At 76.4% G+C, this 18,299-nt stretch carries 14 protein-coding genes; 5 read left to right on the forward strand and 9 right to left on the reverse strand.

Annotation, left to right across the window (positions count from 1 at the left end; all coding sequences use genetic code 11):
* Both G446_RS17795 and G446_RS0112200 read left to right on the forward strand, forming a co-directional pair.
* Positions 1-254: transposase (locus G446_RS17795; RefSeq protein WP_034469716.1), on the forward strand; the 254-nt coding region annotated here is incomplete at its 5' end.
* 147 nt (positions 255-401) lie between these two features.
* Positions 402-716 carry a hypothetical protein gene (locus G446_RS0112200; RefSeq protein WP_026410347.1) on the forward strand — a complete coding sequence of 105 codons (315 nt, stop codon included), beginning with the start codon at positions 402-404 and terminating at the stop codon, positions 714-716.
* A gap of 160 nt (positions 717-876) precedes the next feature.
* On the opposite strand, the gene G446_RS0112205 is transcribed toward G446_RS0112200, so the two are convergent.
* Together G446_RS0112205 and G446_RS17800 are read right to left on the reverse strand one after the other, a co-directional pair.
* Entirely contained in the window at positions 877-1,731 is an 855-nt protein-coding gene (locus G446_RS0112205) for a trimeric intracellular cation channel family protein (protein ID WP_026410348.1), read from the reverse strand.
* A gap of 104 nt (positions 1,732-1,835) precedes the next feature.
* On the reverse strand, positions 1,836-2,243 hold the full coding sequence (locus tag G446_RS17800; protein ID WP_051285986.1) for an antitoxin Xre/MbcA/ParS toxin-binding domain-containing protein: 408 nt from the start codon (positions 2,241-2,243) through the stop codon (positions 1,836-1,838).
* Between the two features lie 355 nt (positions 2,244-2,598).
* Between G446_RS17800 and G446_RS0112215 the strand changes: the two genes are divergently transcribed.
* Positions 2,599-3,516 carry a cation diffusion facilitator family transporter gene (locus G446_RS0112215; protein WP_026410349.1) on the forward strand — a complete coding sequence of 306 codons (918 nt, stop codon included), beginning with the start codon at positions 2,599-2,601 and terminating at the stop codon, positions 3,514-3,516.
* Positions 3,517-3,602: 86 nt separating this feature from the next.
* Here G446_RS0112215 and G446_RS0112220 read toward each other — a convergent pair whose 3' ends face one another.
* The 7 genes from G446_RS0112220 to G446_RS17820 form a co-directional block, all read right to left on the reverse strand.
* Positions 3,603-4,808, reverse strand: a complete 1,206-nt coding sequence (locus G446_RS0112220) for a VWA domain-containing protein (RefSeq protein ID WP_084779229.1) — start codon at positions 4,806-4,808, stop codon at positions 3,603-3,605.
* A complete protein-coding gene (locus tag G446_RS17805) occupies positions 4,805-7,342 on the reverse strand; it encodes a DUF5682 family protein (RefSeq protein ID WP_084779230.1) in 2,538 nt (845 codons plus the stop codon). Before G446_RS17805 ends, G446_RS0112220 begins: the two co-directional genes overlap by 4 nt.
* Positions 7,339-8,448 (reverse strand): ATP-binding protein, encoded by a 1,110-nt coding sequence (locus G446_RS0112230; protein WP_156916667.1) that lies wholly within the window; start codon positions 8,446-8,448, stop codon positions 7,339-7,341. The genes G446_RS17805 and G446_RS0112230 overlap by 4 nt, the downstream gene beginning before the upstream one ends.
* The gene (locus G446_RS17810; protein WP_051285987.1) at positions 8,445-9,941 is read right to left on the reverse strand and encodes a DUF5691 domain-containing protein; all 1,497 of its coding nucleotides are present in this window, start codon (positions 9,939-9,941) and stop codon (positions 8,445-8,447) included. Before G446_RS17810 ends, G446_RS0112230 begins: the two co-directional genes overlap by 4 nt.
* Positions 9,938-11,338 (reverse strand): SWIM zinc finger family protein, encoded by a 1,401-nt coding sequence (locus tag G446_RS0112240; RefSeq protein ID WP_026410352.1) that lies wholly within the window; start codon positions 11,336-11,338, stop codon positions 9,938-9,940. The genes G446_RS17810 and G446_RS0112240 overlap by 4 nt, the downstream gene beginning before the upstream one ends.
* Before the next feature lie 435 nt (positions 11,339-11,773).
* Positions 11,774-13,519: a thiol reductant ABC exporter subunit CydC gene (cydC, locus tag G446_RS17815; RefSeq protein ID WP_084779232.1), complete on the reverse strand. Its 1,746-nt coding sequence runs from the start codon at positions 13,517-13,519 to the stop codon at positions 11,774-11,776.
* A gap of 144 nt (positions 13,520-13,663) precedes the next feature.
* Positions 13,664-15,619 carry an ATP-binding cassette domain-containing protein gene (locus tag G446_RS17820; protein ID WP_084779231.1) on the reverse strand — a complete coding sequence of 652 codons (1,956 nt, stop codon included), beginning with the start codon at positions 15,617-15,619 and terminating at the stop codon, positions 13,664-13,666.
* A 300-nt stretch (positions 15,620-15,919) separates the two neighbouring features.
* Between G446_RS17820 and G446_RS17825 the strand changes: the two genes are divergently transcribed.
* Together G446_RS17825 and G446_RS0112260 are read left to right on the forward strand one after the other, a co-directional pair.
* Positions 15,920-16,171, forward strand: a complete 252-nt coding sequence (locus G446_RS17825) for a hypothetical protein (protein WP_034470470.1) — start codon at positions 15,920-15,922, stop codon at positions 16,169-16,171.
* Positions 16,172-16,359: 188 nt separating this feature from the next.
* Positions 16,360-17,268, forward strand: coding sequence for a copper homeostasis protein CutC (locus G446_RS0112260; protein WP_211228301.1), 909 nt, complete (start codon positions 16,360-16,362; stop codon positions 17,266-17,268).
* The last annotated feature ends 1,031 nt before the right edge of the window (positions 17,269-18,299 follow it).

Genomic DNA, 18,299 nt, shown 5'->3' on the forward strand with positions numbered 1-18,299 from the left:
CCAAGATCTGGTCCAACAACCCCATCGAGCGCCTCAACCGCGAGATCAAGCGCCGAGCAGACGTCGTCCAGGTGTTCCCCGACAGCGAGTCCGTCACCCGCCTGATCGGATCCGTCCTGTTGGAGCAGCACGAGGAGTGGCAGTACGGCGAACGCCGCTACCTGTCCCAGACCTCACTGCGACACCTGACCGACATGCTCCAGGCCGACAACAGCGCCAGCGACCGCGCCGCCCTGCCCGCCATCACCACCTGACCGGAAGAACACCACACCAAGGGACTTGACCCGGCCCCGCGCGGATCGCCCAAGGCGCAATCGCCCGCAGGCGCCCGTTCCCGCCGTCCGCGGCCGGTAGGGTGAAGCGCAGCTGCACGCCGCAACCGACCCGCACCAGGAGGCACCATGGCCAGCAAGATCCCCTTCATCCTCGGGCTCGGCGCCGGATACGTCCTCGGCACGCGCGCCGGTCGCGCCCAGTACGAGCGCATCAAGGCCGCCGCGACCAGGATCGTCGAGCGCCCCTCCGTCCGCAACAAGGTCGACTCCGCCTCCACCAAGGCCTCGAACTTCGTGCGCCAGCAGGGCGAGGCCGTCACCGACAAGGTCGCCGAGGCCGTCAAGGACCGGCTCTTCGGCGGCGCCCCCAAGCCGGCGGCGCAGTCGGGGTCCGGCCCGGTCGACGTCGGGCAGGCGGAGGTCCGCCCCACCGAGGGCTGAGCACCGGGCGGCTCGACGCGACGGCGGCCCGGGCCGGCGCGAACTTCGGGCCGGGCAGTCGGGCCCGATGCGGCGCGCCAGCGGCGTCGGGCCGCGAGTGCCGGGGACGTCACCTCGAAAGCGGCGTCTGCGCGCGGTCCGGCGGCGTCGGGCGGCGGGGCTACATGTCGGCCGGGTCGAGGGGCTCGCGCCGCCGCAGCGGGCGCCGGGAGACGCGCCGCGGCAGCACCATGAGCGCGCGGCGCCATCCGGCGGCGATCCCGGCTCCGCGCACCAGGGCCGACGCCGACGCCGTCGTCGGAGTCCCTCCGCCCCGGCGCAGCCATCCGGCCGCGGCCCGCTCCCGGCGCCTGCGGGCGCGCTCGCGCTCGACGTCGGCGGACACGGGCAGCCGCCACGAGCGCCAGTAGGCCACCAGGCAGGTGCCCGCGCCCACGAGGGCGGAGGCGAGCATCGCCCAGGCCTCGGCGAGCCCCGCGCTCACGAGGGCGACGTCGGTGCCCGCCGCGCACAGGGCCGGGATCGCGTAGAGCTTGTTGCCGCCGAAGACCGCCGGGGTCTCGCCCACGGAGACGTCGCGGATCATGGAGCCGCCCACCGCCGTCAGGCACCCCAGCAGCAGCGCCGGCATGACGCCCAGCCCGTTGGCCAGGGCCTTGGAGGCGCCCGTGGCCGACCAGGTGCCCAGCACGACGGCGTCGGCCACGACCAGCAGGCGCCGCGCCGGGGTGGAGCGGAAGGGGACCCACCAGGCGATGAGCGCCCCGGCGCAGGCGGTGTAGAGGTAGTAGGGGTCGGTCAGGGCGAAGGGCGGGCCGGCCTGGATCATGACGTCGCGCAGGATCCCGCCGGCGGTGGCCGTCAGTATCGCCAGGACGACGAAGCCGACCAGGTCGTAGTTCTTGCGCCGGGCGATCAGGCCGCCCAGGATCCCGTTGAGCAGGACCCCGCACAGGTCGACGGCGCGGAAGGTGTCCGGCAGCGCCTCGGGGACGGGGATCTGGGTGGCGAGCACCGGGCGATTCTACGGGACCGCGCTCACGGGGCGCCGACGGGTATCAGGCGAAGGCCGGGGCGCCGTGCGCTTCGAGCCCGCCCGGGGAGGCCCGCCCGCGGGTATCAGGCGAAGGCTCCGGCCATCTCCTGGTCGAGGGCGTCGACCACCGGAGAGACCCCCCGGGTCATGATCACATCGATGGGGCGGGCGCCTCCGAGAAAGGCGTTGCGCCCGTTCAGCCACAGGTTCACCGTCTCGTCGTCGCTCCACAGCAGGCGGGCCCGGGCGACGACGTACTCCAGGTCGACGATGGCGCGCGCGTTCTCCGCATTGGGGGAGTCCTCGCCCCGGATCCATCGTGCGCACTGGGAGTCGGGGACCCCGAGCGCGTCCGCGAACCTCGCCCGGCCGCCCAGCGCCTCGGCCGCGCTCCTGGCGCGCCATTGGAGGCCGGGCCCCGCGGCGTCCCCACTCCCTCCGCAGGCGGATGGAGATCGGGTCCTCGTGGCGGAATCCCGCGGAATGGTCATTCACGCATTGTAAATCGAATTCGGAGATCGCGAAGGTGATCCTGGGGGCGTCCGAGTGCATTTGCCGGGTGTGACGCGAAGGGTCGTTGAGGGCGGTGGGGCGTTGGGCGCGGGACCGGCCGCGATGACCCGCTCAAGTCGCCCCCGGGCGTGTGGGAGGGCGCCCGGCGCAGTGGGATCGACCCGGGTGTCGGCGGGATCAGCGAGCCGGTCTTCGGGCGCGGTTCCGGCGCCCCGCCCCGCATAACCGCGCCTGCTGAATAACCTTCCCAGGGGGCAGCGGATTCGGACCGGCTTGCGGGCCTGCGAAACCCTGACTGGCCCGGCCCGGCCGCTCCCGGGCACACTGCGCACCGTGCCCTCGTCACGCTACGCCCCGCCGAAGGACCTGAGCGCCTACGCCTGGCTGTCCATAGGCGCCGCCCTGACCACCATCGCCCTCAAGGGGTGGGCGGCGTGGATGACCGGCTCGGTGGGCCTGCTCTCCGACGCCGCGGAGTCGGCGGTCAATCTCGTGGCGGCCGTCATCGCCCTCATCGTCCTGAAGATCTCGATCCGGCCGGCGGACGAGGACCACCAGTTCGGCCACTCCAAGGCGGAGTACTTCTCGGCGATCGTCGAGGGGACCATGATCTTCGTGGCCGCCGCCTTCATCATCTTCTCGGCGATCGAGCGCCTCATCGCCCCGGTCATGCCCGAGCGGCTGGGCCTGGGCCTGGCGGTGTCCGTCGTCGCCTCCGTCGTCAACGGCGCGGTCGCCGGGGTCCTGCACCGCAAGGGCCGCAGGGAGAAATCGGCGACCCTCGTGGCCGACGCCAAGCACCTGGCCACCGACGTCGTCACCTCCGCCGCCGTCCTGGTGGGCGTGGGCCTGGTCGCCGTCTTCCACTCCCCCGTGCTCGACGCCGTGGTGGCGCTGGGGGCGGGCCTGAACATCATGTGGACGGGCTTCACCCTGATCAGGGACTCGGTGGCCGGGCTCATGGACATCGCGCCGTCCGCCGAGGCCCTGGCCGCGATCACGGAGGTGCTCGACCGCCACCGGCGCGCCGGCGTCATCGACTTCCACGCGGTGCGGGTGCGCGAGGCCGGCAACCGCCGCTTCGCCGACGTCCACATGCTCGTCCCCGGCACCTGGAGCGTCAAGCAGGGCCACGACTTCACCGAGCGGATGATCGACGAGCTCGTCGAGGCCGACCCGAGCCTGCGCGTCTCGGCGCACCTGGAGCCCATCGAGGACCCCAAGTCCTACGACGACGTCGACGACGTGTGAGGGGCGCCGGAGGCCCGCTCCCGCGCCGTGCCACGACGTCGCCCGCCCGCCGCGGCCCCGCGCCAGCCGGCGCCCGCGCGCCCCGCCTACGGCGCCGCCGCCCGCTGCTCGGCCCAGCGGCCCAGGTCCTCGCCCTGGATCGCGGCGGCGATGAGGTCCGGGAAGGCGTCGGGGGTGCAGCCGAAGGCGGGCACCCCCATGTCCCCCAGGGAGGCCGCGACGTCGTGGTTGTAGAAGGGCAGGCCGTCGTCGGACAGGGTGAGCAGCACCACCACCTGGATGCCGTCGGCCTGGATCCGGGCGATGTGCTCCAGCATGCGCTTGGGATCGGAGTCGTAGAGGTCGGAGATGAGCAGGAGCACCGCCGCCGAGGGCCGGGTGATGGTCCGCCGGCAGTACTCCAGCGCCGGGGAGGTGTCCGTGCCCCCGCCCAGCTGGGCGCCGAAGATGACGTCGACCGGGTCGGCCAGGGCCTCGGTGAGGTCGGCGATGTCGGTGGAGTAGGCCACCAGGGAGGTGCGCAGCGTTCGCAGGGACGCCATGACGCCCGCCATGATCGAGGCGTAGACCACGGAGGTCGCCATGGAGCCGGACTGGTCGAGGCAGATGGCGAACTCCCGCTGGACGCCCAGGTGCCTGCGGCCGTAGCCGATGAGTCGTTCGGGCACCACCGTGCGGTGCTCGGGCAGGTAGTTCTTGAGGTTCGCGGCGATGGTTCGGTTCCAGTCGATGTCGCCGGGGCGGGGCCGGGAGGTGCGCGAGGCCCGGTTGAGGGCCCCCAGGACGCTCTGTTGCAGGCGGTCGGCGATCTTCTCCTCCACCTGCCGGGCCACCTTGGCGACGACGGCGCGCGCCGTGGCCCTCGAGCGCTCCGGGATGACCGAGGACAGCTGGGCGAGGGTGGCCACGAGGTGGACGTCGGGCTCGAGGGTCTCCAGGACCTCCGGCTCGGTCAGCAGGGAGCGCACGCCCAGGCGCTCGATGGCGTCGGTCTGCATGACCCGCACGACCCGGCTGGGGAAGTAGTTGCGGATATCGCCCAGCCAGCGGGTGACCGACGGCGCGGAGGCTCCCAGGCCGCCCCTTCTCCCGCCCCCGTCCTCGGCGTCGTCCCCGGTGTTGTAGAGGGCGCCGAGCGCGCGGTCCATGGCCTGCAGGGACCCGCGCAGCCCGCCCAGCTCCTCGTTGGCGCCGAGCATGAGCTGCCAGCGCTCCTCGGCGCTGATCGGACCGTCCAGCGGCGAGTCCGACGACGGCGCGGGCGCATCCGCGGGCTTGTTCGCGGGGCTCATCGTCCACCTCCCAGAATCGTTCCCACCGTGGCCAGCACGGGGGCGGCGAAGGCGAGCAGCTCCTCGTCGTCCCCGGCCGGGTCCGTCGTGTCGGCCTCCTCGCCCTGCGCCAGGCGGCGCGCCAGCGCCCGCCGGGAGGCCTTCGGCCACGACCCCATGGCCCGGCGCAGCGAGGGCAGGGCGTCGACGAAGGCCCGGTCGTCGATGCGGCGCACCCACTCGTCCAGCAGCCGCAGGATCCGCCGGTCCTCGATGATGAGCAGGGCGTCGCCGGCGAGGAAGCCCTCCACCCAGGCGGCCTGATCGGCCGGGTCGGAGCCGGGGGACAGGGTCCGGCTCATCCGCCCGGCCACGTCCTCGGGCGTCAGCCCCTCGCCGTCGAGCAGGACGCGGGTGATCCGCCCGGCCAGCAGGCCCGGCAGCGCGTGGACCCGCAGGGTCGCCAGCAGGCACTCGCGCCACCGCCGCCCCTCCTCCTCGCCGAGCAGGGCGACGACGTCCTGGACCCCGTCCACGGCGCGGCGCAGCGCCTCGGCCGCGTCCTGGCCCGCCCCGCTCGCCGCGGCCGGCAGGCCGGCGCAGGCGCGGGCCAGGACCGCGCGGGCCACGGCCGCCAGGCTGGCGGTGTCGGTGGCGCGCACGTCGCCGTAGCGCTGGGCGCGCGCCAGGGCGGGGATCGAGGCGAGCAGGTGGGTGATGTCGCTCTCGCCGGCGGCGCGCTCGTCCAGGACGCGCAGCAGTTCGGGCAGCGCGTCCGTCAGGCCGGCGGCGAGGGCCTCCTCGACGGCGCCGGTCACCGCAGGCAGGGTGTCGGTGCGCTCCATCAGGGCGTGGCCGGCCGCGGAGGCGACGGTGGTGCCCCAGGAGGCGGCCGCGACGACGTCGACCGCCAGCTCGGGGCGCCACACGAGCTCCCAGCCCTCCTTGAAGGTGCCCGTGCCCGACACCTGCCGCGGGCTGCCCCAGTCCACCCCCACGATGGCCAGGCGCCGCAGGAGGTGGGAGCGGGCCAGGTCGGTGGGCTTGCGCAGGTCCAGCACCAGGGAGCGCGCCGAGGCGGAGAAGGCCAGGCGCAGGCGCCTGGCGGTGGCGCGCATGTCCGCATCCAGGGGGACCATGGGCGCGCCGTCGGGCACCGTCCCCAGGGCCTGGCCGACGACGACCTCCCGGGTCACCAGCTCGGCGCGCGCCGTGCTGCCCTCGCACAGCACGGACCAGGTGGCCTCGCCGACCTCGTCCAGACCGGGCATGGGGCGCCCGCGCAGGGCCGCGAGCGCCTCGGCCAGGCGGGCGGCCTCGATGACGTGGGCGGAGGAGGCGGGCAGGTCGTGCTCGCGCAGGGAGCGGGCCACGAGCGTGAGCCAGCGCACGACGGGCTCGTCGGGGGCGGTGAACAGGTGGTGGTACCAGCCCGGGGAGGTCACGCCCGCGCCGTAGCCGGTGGCGGCGGCCAGGCGCTGGTGCGTCCAGGGCACCCAGGTCAGCTGCGTCTTGACCCTGGGCATGCCGGTCAGGAGGGCGTTGTCCGCCTTGGCGGCGGGCAGGCGGCCCCTCAGGGCGGGGGCGTGCCAGGCGCCGCACACGACGGCGATGCGCTCGTGCCCGCGTCTGCGGGCGGCGCGCAGGACCTTGCGCATGTGGGCCTCGCGGCGCAGGGTCCGCTCGTCGGTCTCCGGGGCGGTCTCGCGCAGCAGGCCGATGGCCTCGGCCAGCGGGTCGAAGGGGTCGCCGTCCAGGCGCAGCTCGACGGCGTCCTCCCACCAGGCCTCGGGGTCGGCGTAGCCGGCCAGGCGGGCGAGCTCGGCAATGGGGTCCGTGCGCGGGGGCGAGTCGGGGGCGCCGCCGGACCCGGGGTCCTCGTCGGCGGCGGGCTCGGCGCCGTCAGAGCCGGACTCGGCGCCGCCCGCGTCGGGGGCGCCGCCGCCCGCGCCGGGGGCGCCGTCAGGCCCGGCGTCGTCGGCCGGCCCGCTCGCGGCGGGCCCGACCGGCTCGTCGCCGCCAGACCCGGCGTCGTCGGGCCCGGGGCCCTCGCCGTCCTTCTTCTTGCCGTTGTCCGCCTGCTCGGCCAGGACGTGGCGGGCCGGCAGGTCCATGAAGTGGGCCTCGACGCCGTGCTCGGCGGCCCAGCGCAGCGCCTGCCACTCCGGGGAGAAGACGGCCAGGGGCCAGAAGGAGGCGACCGCTGGCTCGTCCGCCTTCCAGGCCAGCAGCGCCACGGGCGGCTCCATGCCCGGCGCGCCGACCCAGGTCAGCAGGTCGTCGGCGTCGGCCGGGCCCTCGACGAGCACGCAGTCGGGCCGGTAGTCCTCCAGGGCGGACGCGAGCGCGCGGGCCGATCCGGGGCCGTGGTGGCGCACGCCCAGGACCCGCACCGGCGGCGCCGGCGCGGCGGGCGGGGCCTGGGGCGGCGCGTCCGCCCTGCCCGGCGCGCCCCCGGCGGTCCTCGCGCTCGCGTCCGCCCCGCCCGGGTCGCCCGGTCGGCCGGGGGGCGGGGCCGCCCCGCCAGCGCCGGGCCCGGCCGCGGGGGTGGTCACCTGCTCACCTCGCGGCAGGCGCGGTAGAAGTCCTTCCAGCCCCGGCGGTCGCGCACCACGGTCTCCAGGTACTCCGACCACACGACGGCGTCGCCCACCGGGTCGGCGACGACCGCCCCCAGGATCCCGGCGGCGACGTCGCCCGGGCGCAGGATGCCGTCGCCGAAGTGGGCGCTCATGGCCAGTCCGTTGGTGACCACCGAGATGGCCTCGGCGGTCGACAGGGTCGAGGAGGGGGACTTGACGGTGGTGCGCCCGTCCTCGGTGACGCCCTGGCGCAGCTCGCGGAAGACGGTGACCACGCGCCGGATCTCGTCCAGCGCCCCCTCGGCGGGCGGCAGCCGCAGGGCGGAGCCCAGGTCGGCCACCCGCCGCGAGACGATGGCGACCTCCTCCTCGGCGGAGTCGGGCAGGGGCAGCACGACGGTGTTGAAGCGGCGGCGCAGCGCGGAGGACAGGTCGTTGACGCCGCGGTCGCGGTCGTTGGCGGTGGCGATGAGGTTGAAGCCGCCGCGGGCCTGGACCTCCGCGCCCAGCTCGGGCACGGGCAGCGTCTTCTCGCTGAGCACGGTGATGAGGGCGTCCTGGACGTCGGAGGGCATGCGGGTGAGCTCCTCGACGCGGGCGATGCGCCCCGAGCGCATGGCCTCCATGACCGGGGAGGCCACGAGCGCCTCGGGCGAGGGGCCCTCGGCCAGGAGGCGGGCGTAGTTCCAGCCGTAGCGCACGGCCTCCTCCGCGGTGCCGGCGGTGCCCTGGACCAGGAGGGTGGAGGTGCCGCACACGGCGGCCGCCAGGTGCTCGCTCACCCAGGACTTGGCGGTTCCGGGCACGCCCAGCAGCAGCAGGGCGCGGTCAGTGGCCAGGGTGGCCACGGCGATCTCGATGAGGCGGCGGCTGCCCACGTACTTGGGGGTGATGACGGTGCCGTCGGCCAGGGTGTCGCCCATGAGGTAGGTGACCACCGCCCACGGGGACAGGCGCCAGCCGGTCGGGCGGGGGCGCTCGTCCAGGGCCGCCAGGGCGGCCAGCTCCTCGGCGTAGCGCTGCTCGGCGTGGGGGCGCAGGAGCCCCGTGGTGTCGTCGGCGGTGTCTGCGGTGGTCACGATGCCTCCTGGTCGGTCCGGTCGGTCAGCTCGAGCAGCTCGCGGCGCAGCTCGAGGGCGGTGATGACGGTCTGCACGCGCAGGTCGCTCAGGGTGTCGGGCGGGGCGCCCCGGAGAATGGCGAGGACCTCGTCGAGGGCGTCGGGCGCGCAGCGCGCCGGCAGCACGCCCCACCACCGGGAGTCGGAGATGTACGAGCCCGGCCTGGTCACGGCGATCAGGGAGCGGGCGAAGACCCTGGACTGCTCCGCGGTGAGCTCGGACGGCCAGCTGAGGGTGCAGGTGACGACGGCGCTGTAGCGCTTGGCGGTGATGAGCCGGTGCAGGAGGGCCTCGCGGCGCGGCTCGTCGAGCAGGCCGAACAGGCCGGCGGGGGCGGGGGAGCGACCCAGGTCCGCGAGGGCGGCGGCGAGCTCGCCGTCGCGCCAGGCGACGGCGGCCCGGACCAGCGGGGCGATCAGGTCCGCCTTCTGCCCGTCGCAGCGCACTCGCGCCCTCGCCAGCTCGGCGGCGGAGATCCCCACGAGGTCCGGCCACCGCCAGGTGGGGATGCGGGCGATCACCTCCTCCAGGCGCGCCAGCGAGGCGGAGGTCCGATGGGCCTTGGCGGGGTAGCGGTCGCGGGCCAGGGCGTCGGTCATCTCGATGCCGTGCAGCTCGACCGCCGGGGCCCGCAGGGCGCGCCGGGTGACGACGACGTGCCGCTCGGCCAGGGCCTCGGCGCGGGCGATGAGGGCGGAGGAGGGCAAGCGGCTCAGGAGCTCGGCGGCCCGGCCCCGCACGGCCTCGGCGCGGTCGTCCAGGCGCTCCTCCAGGATCTGCTCGTCGGCCGGGCCCAGCCCGATGGCCAGGGCGTCGAGGATCTGCTCGCGCTCGGGCGCCCTGGCCCTGAGCCAGGCGCCGTCGGCCAGGAGGGCGCGGGCGGCGTCGGGGTCGGTGCGGCGCAGGCGGGCGAGGTGGTCGGCGCGCTCCTGGGCGTCGCCGTCCTCCCACCGGGCGGGGTCGGGCGGGGCGTTCCGCTGCGCGAAGCGCCGGATGCGGGCGGCCCAGCACTCGTCCAGGGCGAAGACGGCGCGGTCCCGCTCGTCCATGACCGCCACGACCTCATCCCGGTCGTCGCCGCTCAGCGCGCTCGCCACCCGGTTCAGGAGCGGCGGCGGCAGGCGCAGGCCCCGGCGCCGCACGAGGCGCAGGACCCGCACGATGAATTCGTCCTGCGGGTGGTCCAGGGCCATGATGCGGGTCAGGATGTCGGCCAGGCCGGGGTCGATGACCGGGGCGGGGCGCGCGGGCAGGTTCAGGGCGGTCGCGGGCGCGGCGGGGATGGCTGTGCGAGCGGCCGCGGCGTGGGCGGCGGCCGCCTCGAGCACGCGCTCGGCGCCGTCGGCCCCGCTGAGCACCGCGGCGACGGGGGCGCTGAGCGAGGCCTCCGTCAGGGGCCGGTTGCGCGCGCCGAGGGCGGCTGCGCGCACGACGTCGTCGAATCCGCTCACAGCGGCACCACCGTCCCCTCGATCAGCAGGCTCAGGGGCCACAGGCCCTGCGGGCAGATCAGGCCCGCGACCACGACGTCGTCGCAGACGGCGCTCAGGGTCAGGCGGCGGTGGGCGCCGACCCGCAGCAGCGGCAGGGCGGCGGAAGCGCCGGCCCGGTCCGACCGGTCCGAATGCTCCCCGGCGTCCCCCCGGTCCGACTGCTCCCCGTCCGCCTTCCGCGGGCTCAGGGCCAGGCGCCCCTCGGCGTCGGCGGCCAGGCGGCCGGCGACGAGGAGTGGCCGGGCGTCCGCCCACGGGTCGGCGGCCAGGGCGTCGCGCCAGGCCCCGCGGGCGCCGGCGATGCTCAGCGGCCCGGGGTCCCAGCCGGCGACCGGCTCGGCGGCGGGCTGCTCGGGCAGGGACAGCGCCCGCAGCCCGGGCCCGGGGTGGAAGTGCAGGCGGGCCCGCACCAGCGTTCCCGGGCTGAAGGTGGTGGGCAGCTCCTCCGCCTCGCGGGCGTAGGCGATGATGCGTCCCCAGCGTCCCGTGCTCGTGCCGCACAGCCAGAAGTCGCGGGCCGTGACGCGGCCCTCCTCGCGGTCGCGGGTGCCCATCACCGCCCACCGGTCCTCGACGCCGGGGGCGGCCAGGACCTCCTCGGAGGGGACGGTCAGGCCGATCTCGCGGCGCGCGCAGGCCACCAGGTCGGCGGGCAGGTGCTCGCGCCCGGCCCAGGCGCGCGCGAGCAGGTGGATGGCGCCCAGTTCGGAGGTCAGTGCGTGCAGCCAGTCGGGGCCCTGGTCGTCCAGGTCGGCGAGCTCGCCCAGGCGGGCGGCGATCCCGGGCGCCTGGGCGTCGACCATGCGGGCGGCCAGGCGGCGCAGGGCCGTGCTCCGGCTCTCGCTGGTCGTGACCAGGCCCTGGTCGATCTGGTCGAGGATCCAGCGGTCGAGGTCGGCCAGGCCGTCGGTGACGCGCTGCTCGCGGCGGGCGGCGCGGGCCCGGGCGGCCTTGGCGCGCTTGGCGGCGGTGGCCGGGTCGGCGTCGGGGGCGGTGCCGGCGGCGCGCTCGGCCGCCCTGGCGGCGCGCGCGGCCCGGCGCTCGGCCCACTCGCGGGCGAACTCGGCGGGCTGCGCGGGGGCGGCCGCGCCGTCGCACCACAGGTGCAGCAGGCCCACGGCGTGCTTGCAGGGGAATTTGCGCGACGGGCAGGAGCAGCGGAAGGCGGAGTCGGCCAGGTCCGCGCAGACCTGGTAGGGGTTCTTCCCCGACCCCTTGCACTGCCCCCACAGCAGGGACTCGTGGTAGCCGACGTCGGACCAGGTCCCGGTCTTGGCGAGCTTGAGGCCGGCCGCGGCCACCCTGGCGTCGGGCGCGAGGGAGGTCACGCGCTGGGCGTTCCAGTCCTCAGCCATGGTCCGGGATCACGGCTCGGGCGCGGGCGGTGGCGGGGCTCATGGGCGGTGGTGCTCTCCTCGTCGGCGACAGGGGCGAGTGCACTCTACGGCACGGGCCGCCCGGGGAGGAAGCCGCGCGGGCCCGGGCGGCCCGGGCGGCGGCGGGGAGGCCTCCCCATGACGGGCCCCGGCCCCGCGAACGCGCGGGTTCCCGACGGCGCCGGCGGCGTCATCCCCGGCTACGCGCCCCCGGCCCCGCGAACGCGCAGGTTTTCGGCGGCGGCTCGTGCGGGTCGGCGCCGCACCCACCCCGGCCCCGCGAACGCGCAGGTTTCCAGTCGAACGCGCGGCTGGGAGATGCGCGTTCGACTGGAAACCTGCGCGTTCGCGGACATGAGGGGCGGAGGGGCGGGGCCGCGCCGTGACACCGCCGCGCCGCGCCGCGCCGCCTCATCACCGCATCGAGTTCCCGGCCGCGTCCCTGGCCGCCAGGCGCCGCAGGGGCCCGTCGACGGCGAGCAGCTCGGCGGGCTCGCCGTCGGCCACGACCAGCCCGGCGTCGATGACGACGACGCGATCGGCCCGCTCGACCCACCGCAGGCGGTGCGTGATCTCGACCACGGTGACGCCCTCGGCCCAGCGGCGCACGGCGTCGCGCACGGCGGCGTCGAGCCCGGGGTCCAGGTGGGAGGTGAACTCGTCCAGGACGATGACGCCGGGGCGGGTGAGCAGGGCGCGGGCCAGGGCCAGGCGCTGGCGCTGGCCGCCGGACAGGGACAGCCCGCGCTCGCCGACGGGGGTGTCGTAGCCGCGGTCCATGGCCACGATGTCCTCGTGGACGCCCGCGGCGCGGCAGGCGGCCTCCACCTCGGCGTCGGTGGCGCCGGGCGCGGCCAGGCGGACGTTGTCGGCGATGCCGGCCCGGAACAGGTGGGCCCGCTGGCTGACGAGGACGACCTCGCGGCGCAGCGAGTCGCCGGTCAGCTCCCGCACGTCCCGGCCGCCCACGAGGACCCGCCCGCCCTGCGGGTCGTCGAAGCGCAGGGCGAGCTGGGCCAGGGTCGTCTTGCCCGAGCCGGACACGCCCACCAGGCAGGTCCACCGCCCCGCCGGGGCCCTGAGGCTCACGCCCCGCAGGGCCGGGGCCGAGGCGTTCGGGTAGGAGTAGACGACGTCGTCCCAGACCACCTCGTGGCCGCCGGCGGCGGGGGCGAGCTCCTCCCGGCCGTCGGGCAGCTCGACGGGGGCGTGGACGACCTCGTGGACCCGCTCGGCGGAGGCGAAGGAGCTGCTGAGGGCGCCGGCGGACTCCTCCACCGCGCGCACGCACTCGCTCAGGCGCACGAGCGCCGCGACGGCCGCGGCCAGGGCGGCGGCGTCGACGGCGCCGGTCCCGACCCCGGGCGCGCCGACGGCGAGCGCGGCGGCGGGCCCGGCCAGCACGAGCAGGGCGATGGCGCCGCGCCGCAGCGAGGCGACCAGGCTCGCCGGGCGGAGGGCGGAGGCGACGTCGTCGTCGAGCCCGGCGGTGGCGGCCAGGCGCTCGGCGGCGCGCCCGTAGCCCACGACCTCGCTCATGCCCTGGACGGAGTCGGTGACGTGCTCGGTCAGGCGCGCTCGGGCGGCCGCGGCGGCGCGCGAGGAGGCCAGTGCCGCCCGTCGGCCGGCCGCGGGAGCCACGAGCAGGGCCGCCAGGAGGAAGGGCAGGGCGGCGCCGGCCACCGCCCAGGACACGCGGGCGCCGATGAGGGTCAGGACCGTCGCGGGCACGACGACGGCGCTGACCATGGGGGCGAAGGTGTGGGCGAAGAAGACCTCGATGCGGTCGACGTCCTTGGTGGCGCGGGCCATGAGGTCGCCGGAGCGGGCGGTGGCCATGACCCGGGGGGCGCGCGGGATGAGGGCCCGGAAGATCTCCGCGCGCAGCAGCTCCAGGGCCTTGAAGGCGACGAAGTGGCCCAGGAACTGCTCGGCGTAGCGCAGGGCGGCCTTGAGCAGGCTCAGCCCCGCCATGATCGCGACGATCGTGCCGACCGGCGGCGCCGGCGGCGCGGCGGGCCCGCCCGCCAGGTGGCGGCCCGTGACCACCACGGCCCAGGCCCCCAGGGCGAAGACGCCGACGCCGGCGAGCAGGTCGGCGATGCGGGCCAGGGTCGATCCCAGGAGCGGGGCCAGGACGGGGCGGGTGACCCGCAGCATCCAGGCGATGAGCTCGCGCCGGGAGGGGGCGGGGGCCGACGTCGCCGCGGAAGGGGACGACGGCGCCGCGGGGCCGGCGGGGGCCGGCGCGGGCTCGGCGGGGGCCGGGGCGGCGGAAGCGGGAGGGGCGGCGTCGGTCACGGTTCAGGCCTCGCTCTCGGTGGTGCCGGGTCCGGTGGTGCCGGGTCCGGGGGCGGCCGGTTCGGGCCCGGCGGGGGTCAGGGCGCCGTCGGCGACGCGGATGACGCGGTCGGCGCCGGTCAGCGCGCCGGCGCGGTGGGAGACGGTCAGGACGGTCCGACCGACCGCCAGGCGGTCGATGGCCTCGATGATCTGGGCCTCGCCGGCCAGGTCGACCTGGCTGGTGGGCTCGTCCAGGAGCAGCAGGGGGCGGTCGGCGAGGAAGGCGCGGGCGAGCGAGACTCGCTGCGCCTGCCCTCCCGACAGCCCCAGCCCGTTCTCGCCGACGACGGTGTCCAGGCCCGCCGGCATGAGGCGGACCTCCTGGGCCAGGTTCGCCCGCTCCAGGGCCCGCCACATGCGCTCGGGGGTGGCGGTCGGGTCGGCCAGGCGGAGGTTGTCGGCGATGGTGCCCGCGAAGAGCCAGGTGCTCTGGGCGACCAGGGCGCCGGCGGCGCGCACCTCGTCCTGGGTGGCGGCGGTCGAGGCGATCCCGCCCACGCGCACGGTGCCGGCGGCGGGCAGCAGGTCGCCGGAGGCCAGGGCCAGGAGGGTGGACTTGCCCGCCCCCGAGGGGCCGACGAGGGTCACGTGCTCGCCGCGCGCCACGGTCAGGTCCACGTCGCTCAGCACGACGGGGCCGTCCCCGTCGCGCCCGCCGGCCCCATCACGACCGGCACGGTCTCCGTGGCTCCGGGCGCCGTCGGGGGCGCCGCGGCCGGGGGCCGGATGGGGGCGCCCTCCGCGACCGGCCCCGCCGCGGCCCCGGGCGCCGCCGGCGCCGGCCCCGTTCCCCGCCCAGGAGGCGGTCACGCGGCGCAGGGACAGAGCGGGGGCGGCGTCGTCCCGTCCCCCCGGGGGCACGGCGGGGGCGCCGTCGTCGGGGGCGGCGCCGGGGGCGCGGCGGGCCCCCAGGACGCGGCGCATCGCCCGCTGGTTGGCCAGACCCCCCATGCCGACGTAGAAGAAGGCGCCGACCCGGTCCAGGGGCTCGAGGAGGACGAAGGAGGTCAGCACCAGGGCCAGGGCGTCGCCGACGTCGATGGCCCCGGCGCGCAGCCGGATCAGGGCCATGCCGGCGGCGGCGGCGATGAAGAACAGGGAGAACAGGCAGTCGGTGACGAGGATGACGAGCTGGTTGCCGGCCAGCAGCCCCATGACGGCGCGGCGGTTGTCCTCCCCCGCCCGGCGCAGGTCGGCGGCGGTGCGCGCGGCGGCGCGGGCCAGGGTCAGGGTGGTCAGGCCCTGGATGGCGTCGAGGTAGGCCCCGGCCAGGCGCGTGCGCGCGCGGCGCGAGCCCGAGGAGGAGCGGCGGACCTTCAGGTGCAGGGCGATGATGAAGCCGGGCACGAGGACGACGGCCACGAGCAGGACCAGGCAGGGCAGGGGGTCGATGACGACGGCGAGGAGGGCCAGGACGAGGGCCGGGGAGGCGAAGGCGGCGGCGGTGGGGGCCAGGAAGGTTTGGCGGTACAGGGCGACGCGCTCGGCGCCGTCGGTCAGCAGGGAGACGGTGGAGCCCGAGCGCAGGTCGGCGGCGCGGGCCGGCCCCAGGTCGAACAGGTGCGCCAGCAGGCGGGAGCGCAGGCGGCCCTCCTCGCGGGCGGCCGAGGTGCGCGAGAGGGCCTCGACGACGATCTGGCAGGCGCCGGACACCGCGGCCGCGAGCACGGCCTGGAGGAGGAGTGGGCGCCAGGCGCCGGAGCCGGTCGCGCCGGGGCCGGCCGCGCCGGGGGCGGTCGCGCCGGAGCCGGCGGCCAGCAGGGCGCCCAGGCCCCGCCCCAGGCCGACCAGCGCCCAGGCCTGGGCCAGGGAGCTGAGGACGGCCAGCGCGAAGGAGGCGGCGTCGGCCCGCCGGCCGCGGACCGTGCCGATGGGGATCGTGGGGGTTGTCGAGCCGCGGCCATGGGCGCGTGCCATGCCTGCCTCCCGGGATGCGCTGGTTGTGAAGGGAATCGAGGGGCGGACGCGAACATAATAGAAGGTTCGCCTTACCTACGTGCCCGATGAGCCTATTTGACCTGACGCGACGTCGTCAAAGGGGCGGGCGGCCGGCCCGCCATGAGAGTCGTCACGCCCGGCGGCGGCCGGCACTCACAGGCCGTGCACAAGCGCCGCCACGGGATGCAACAGCCGCCCGGGCTTGTCTTGAAGTCAGGGCGGGGCGCCGACCCCGCCCCGCGAACTTCAGAACAGCACCGGAATCGCCAGGAGGCCGTCATGTCCACCCCCGCTACCCCGTTCGCCGGCGCCGCGCCGCGGCTGAGCCCGACCCGCGTCATCGCCGTGATCGCCACCTCGGTCCTCGTCCTGTTCGGCGTCCTGCTCGGCGGCCGCGCCTTCATCGCCGCCGCGGGCGGGCCCGGCGCCGCCCCCTCCGTCTCGCACGCCGAGCCGGTCCTGGCCGCGCCGGCGGCCGGCGCCGCGCCCGCCGAGCAGCGCGAGGCGGTCACCCGCTCCCGCGGCGCCTGAGCGCGGCCCGGTCGCGGCGCGCCGTCGCCGAGGCCGCTGATCCGAACGCATTGCGACCATCGACCGGCCCCGACCCGATCACAATCCGATTATGCGCCGATTATTATTCGATTGAATCATCTGACTGATTCGCATCCGGATCCGCCCTCGCGGGGCGTCGGGCATGCCACACTCGGACCATGAATGCAATGAGGTTCACCCGCTCGGCCCCGTCCCTGCGGACGCTGGGCAACCCGTCCCCCGCCAACGCGCCCTGGCGCGACCTGCCCCACGTCGCCGTCGAGATCTGCCTGGAGAACGTCGAGGGCGTGCGCATATCCGCGCGGGCGGGCGCGGACCGGGCCGAGCTGTGCGACAACCTCGCCGCCGGCGGCACGACGCCGTCGATCGGCGCGGTCGAGGCGGCCATCTTCGCCGCCGGGGAGGAGGTCGAGCGGCGCCGCGCCATCGCCGGCCCCCACTGGGCCGCCAGGCCCGACGCCGCCCCCTTCGGCCTGCGCGTCATGATCCGCCCGCGCGGGGGCTCCTTCGTCTTCGACTCCGACGAGCGGCGCACCATGATCGCCGACGTCAGGCGCGTGGTGGCGCTGGCCCGGGAGATGAGCGACTACACGCGCCCGCAGAGGATCGGCGGTCCGGGAGGACCGCTGCCGCCGGCCGTCGAGGTCGGCTTCGTCGTCGGCGTGCTCACCGAGGAGCACGCCATCGACCGCGGCCTGCTGCGGCTGCTCGTCACCACGGCCGACGGCGCGCCCGTCACCTTCAACAAGGCGATCGACGCCGCCCGGGACCCGGTCGAGGCCTACGGCGACCTGGGCGGACTGGGGGTGAGCCACGTGCTGACCGCCGGCGGCGCGGACACGGCGCTGGAGGGGGCGGACGTGCTGCGGGGCCTGGTGTCCACCGGCGGCCCGCGGGTCATCGCCGCGGGCAGCGTGCGGCCGGAGAACGCCGCGCAGGTCGTGGAGCGGGCGGGGGTGCGGGAGATCCACATGCGCTGCTCCCTGCCCGGCTCGACCCCGCTGGCGCCCCAGCGCACCGACGAGGCGCAGGTCAGACGCGCCGTCGAGGTCGCCCGCGCCCTGCCCCTGCCCTGACCCGGCTCGACCCGGCGCCGAGAGAGGCCGGGGCCCCGCCGTCAGGACGGCCGGGACCCGCGCGCCCGCGTCGCGGACCGAAGGCGATTCTCCGCACGTCGCTCGTCTTCGGGCGCCCGATCCGGGGGTGCGCCTGAAGGCCTCGCCACCGGATTGCCCGATGGTCGGCCCGACCCAGGGCGCGCCGGGCGCGCCTCTTGGTGCAATGGCGATCCCCGCAGGGTCCCGCCCCGGGCCGGCTCCGTCGGCCCGGCGGGCGGGGCCGCGGGGTCGGGGCGAGATCGTCCGCGCGGTGTCGGGACGGGGTTGCCCGCGCGGTGTCGGGACGGGGTTGCCCGCGCGGTGTCGGGGCCAGGGCGCCGGGCTCGAATGCGCGGCATTGGGGCGGTCCGGGCGGTGCTGCACATTCAACCGGAACAGGCCGGCGGCAGATCGGCGGAATCATGCGGAAACGCCCCGGCACTCAACACTGTTGAAATCCTCCCATGTGCAGAGGGGCCCGCTCTGCACATGGGAGGTTATTCAGTGGGCTCATGGCGGTGCTCTCCTGTGCGGACCACTTGCGTTCCGCTGGACCACGGCGGTCCGACCGTCGTTCCCGGGGGCGGAGTGCGCGTCCCGGCGTCCGGGGCGAGGCGGCGCCGGGCGCCGCGGTCCGCGAGATCGTCGGGTAACCGCCGAGCACGTCACTTAGCCTCGATCTTTCATCGTCTGGTTGGGTGGGGTTGGGCGGCGTCGTTGCCGGTGCTGCGGGGTTGATTGTGGCATGGGGGTGTGGTGGTTCGCCGCGCGTGGTGGGGCGCGGTGGTCGGTGTCGGGGGGTCCCGGGGGTCAGGGGGGCGTTCTCAGGGGCGGGGGCCCGCGTCAGGGTGCGGGCAGGGTCTGGAGGCGTTCGATGCCTTGGAGGAGGAGATGGGTCCAGGGGTGGTCGGCCCTGTAGCGGATGAGGGTGCGGCGGGCGTGGCGGGCGATGGTGGCGGGGATGTGCATCAGTCGCAGGCGGATCGTCCTGGGCTCCCACTTGCGGGCGG

The sequence above is a fragment of the Actinomyces dentalis DSM 19115 genome, assembly GCF_000429225.1.
Classification (GTDB): Bacteria; Actinomycetota; Actinomycetes; order Actinomycetales; family Actinomycetaceae; genus Actinomyces; species Actinomyces dentalis.